We start from the raw sequence: 2,506 nt of genomic DNA, 5'->3' as shown, positions 1-2,506 counted from the left end.
CCGCGGCGATCTGGCGAAAGTGCTTTGGCACGACGGGATCGGACTTTCACTCTACGCAAAGCGATTGGACCGAGGAAAGTTCGTCTGGCCCTCGGCGAAAGAGGGCGTCGTTTCGATATCGGCGGCGCAGATGGCCTACATGCTGGAAGGAATCGACTGGCGCAATCCCCAACTCACCTGGAGACCCAAGAGCGCCGGATGAGAGCGCCGGCAGAGCGCGTTGGTTGATCGCTTGGGCGGACCTTTAGAAAACATGGGGTCATGCGCATTTTAGGGCGCCACAAATCACGACGAGTATGATTCTCTGCGCCTCATGGCTTCCGCTTTCGAACCTCTTCCCAACGACGTCGCCGCGCTGAAGGCGGTGTTGGTCGCCGAACGCGCGAAGAGTTTCGAGATTGCCGCCGAACTGGCGGTCGCTCGCGCGAAGGCGTCGGAAGACACGGCGCTGATTGCAGCGCAGAAACTGCGGATCGCCAAGCTGGAGCGCCAGATTTACGGGCGGCGGTCGGAGCGCTCGGCGCGGCTGATCGAGCAACTGTCGCTCGCGTTCGAAGAGCTGGAGGCGAGCGCGACCGAAGACGAGCTGGCGGCGGAGGCAGCGGTCGCGAAGGCCACGACCGTTCGCGCCTTCACGCGCCGCGCCGCCGAGCGCAGCACGTTCCCCGATCACTTGCCGCGCGAGCGCGTCGTGATCGATCCTCCGACCGCCTGCGAATGCTGCGGCGGCAATCGCCTGCGCAAGCTCGGCGAAGACGTGACGCGGACGCTGGAGACTGAGCCGCGCCGTTGGAAAGTGATCGAGACGGTGCGGGAGAAGTTCTCCTGCCGGGACTGCGAGAAGATCAGCCAGGCGCCTGCGCCGTTCCATCCGATTCCGCGAGCCTGGGCGGGACCGAGCCTGCTGGCAATGATCGTATTCGAGAAGTTCGGACAGCATCAGCCCTTGAACCGCCAGGCCGAGCGCTACGCACTGGAGGGCGCGCCGATCGCGCTGTCCACGATGGCCGACGCCGTGGGCGCAATCTGTGCGGCGCTCGATCCCCTTCGGCGCCTCGTCGAAGCCCATGTGATGTCGGCCGAGCGGCTGCATGGCGACGACACAACCGTGCCGGTGTTGGCCGAGGGCAAGACCGACACCGGGCGGCTTTGGACTTACGTCCGCGATGACAAGCCTTTTGGCGGCGCCGGGCCGCCGGCGGCGATCTTCTATTACTCGCGCGATCGCCGAGCGGAGCATCCTCAAGCACATCTGGCGGGCTATGCGGGCATCCTGCAAGCCGACGCCTATGACGGCTACAACAAGCTCTATCTGCCCGACCGAAAGCCGGGCCCGATCCGGGAAGCGGCGTGTTGGGCGCATGCGCGGCGCAAGTTCTTCGAACTCGCCGACATCGAGGAGAATGCGCGCCGCAGGGCGGCGGCCAAAAAAGAAATCCCGATCTCGCCGATCGCCATCGGGGTCGTGCGGCGCATCGACGCGCTGTTCGAGATCGAGCGCGCGATCAACGGCAAGACCCCGCAAGAGCGCTTGTCGGCTCGACGGCTCGAGAGCCGGCCGTTGGTTGACGATCTTCATACCTATCTTCGCGAGCAAGTCGCTAAGCTGTCGCGCGGGCATGACCTCGCCAAGGCGATCCAGTACATGCTTAAGCGCTGGCCGGCGTTCACGCTGTTCCTCGACGACGGACGCGTTTGCATCTCGAACAATACGGCCGAGCGCGCGCTGCGCGGCGTGGCCCTTGGAAGAAAATCGTGGCTGTTCTGCGGGTCCGATCGCGGGGGGCAGCGCGCCGCGGCCATGTATAGCCTCATCGTCACCGCCAAGATGAACGGCGTCGATCCGCAGGCGTGGCTGGCGGATGTTCTCTCCCGCATCGCCGGCCACCCCGCTCACCGGCTCGATGAGCTGCTACCCTGGAGATGGCGGAAGTCGAATGTGAGCCATGCAAAAGCCGCTTAAGCCGACCGCCGCATTTTCCGAGGCCGAAAAGGCCAGCGTCACTGACGCGTGCGAACGATTGATCGAGGAGTTCCTGAAGCCGCGATTCCTGCCCGCGATCCAGCCTACGGAGTTCAACTATCCCGTCGATATCCTCGGCAAATGGCACGCCGCCAAGTATCGCTTCATACAGCGCTATCGCTCCGGCTTCCCGGAAAACCTCGGCGAGGAGTTCGATGCCCCCTTCGCCCGCCTCAACTGGATAGGCCGCGACCGTTTCGACATCCAGTGGCATCGCCACACCGGAGAATGGTTCCCCCTTCATCGCGGCCTCACTCTCGCCGAGGCCATGCAAACGCTGAAGACCGACCGTATCCTGCACCCCGTATAAACTGAGCCGCCAAGCCCCCGCAGCCTGCTACCGACGAGTACCCTGCGGCCTACGCCGCATGGTTACGGCAGAGAACGACGCTGAGTGATTCCGCAGACGAGCAAACTTCGATCGAGGAGCCTGAGGCGCGGGTTGCTGTGGGGAGGCCCTGGTCGGATAGGCGGTGGAGGCTC

General features: G+C 64.4%; 3 protein-coding genes. All 3 read left to right on the top strand.

Annotated features, from left to right (window positions below; all coding sequences use genetic code 11):
• Positions 1-202, top strand: a 202-nt coding sequence (gene tnpB / locus WCB02_RS32920) for an IS66 family insertion sequence element accessory protein TnpB (protein WP_423964949.1), incomplete at its 5' end; no start/stop codon positions are given.
• Positions 203-313: 111 nt separating this feature from the next.
• On the top strand, positions 314-1,963 hold the full coding sequence (gene tnpC, locus WCB02_RS32915) for an IS66 family transposase (protein ID WP_423964947.1): 1,650 nt from the start codon (positions 314-316) through the stop codon (positions 1,961-1,963).
• Positions 1,947-2,333: a hypothetical protein gene (locus WCB02_RS32910; protein ID WP_423964944.1), complete on the top strand. Its 387-nt coding sequence runs from the start codon at positions 1,947-1,949 to the stop codon at positions 2,331-2,333. Before tnpC ends, WCB02_RS32910 begins: the two co-directional genes overlap by 17 nt.
• The last annotated feature ends 173 nt before the right edge of the window (positions 2,334-2,506 follow it).

It is taken from the genome of Bradyrhizobium sp. (genome assembly GCF_049581145.1).
In the GTDB taxonomy this organism is placed as follows: Bacteria; Pseudomonadota; Alphaproteobacteria; order Rhizobiales; family Xanthobacteraceae; genus Bradyrhizobium.
Note: the sequence above shows the minus strand (reverse complement) of the source record. Positions and strands in the feature narration are given on the sequence as shown.

Coding starts and splice junctions, on each gene's coding strand:
- tnpC (WP_423964947.1), top strand. CDS start 314: ATGGCTTCCGCTTTCGAACCTCTTCCCAACGACGTCGCCGCGCTGAAG.
- WCB02_RS32910 (WP_423964944.1), top strand. CDS start 1,947: ATGCAAAAGCCGCTTAAGCCGACCGCCGCATTTTCCGAGGCCGAAAAG.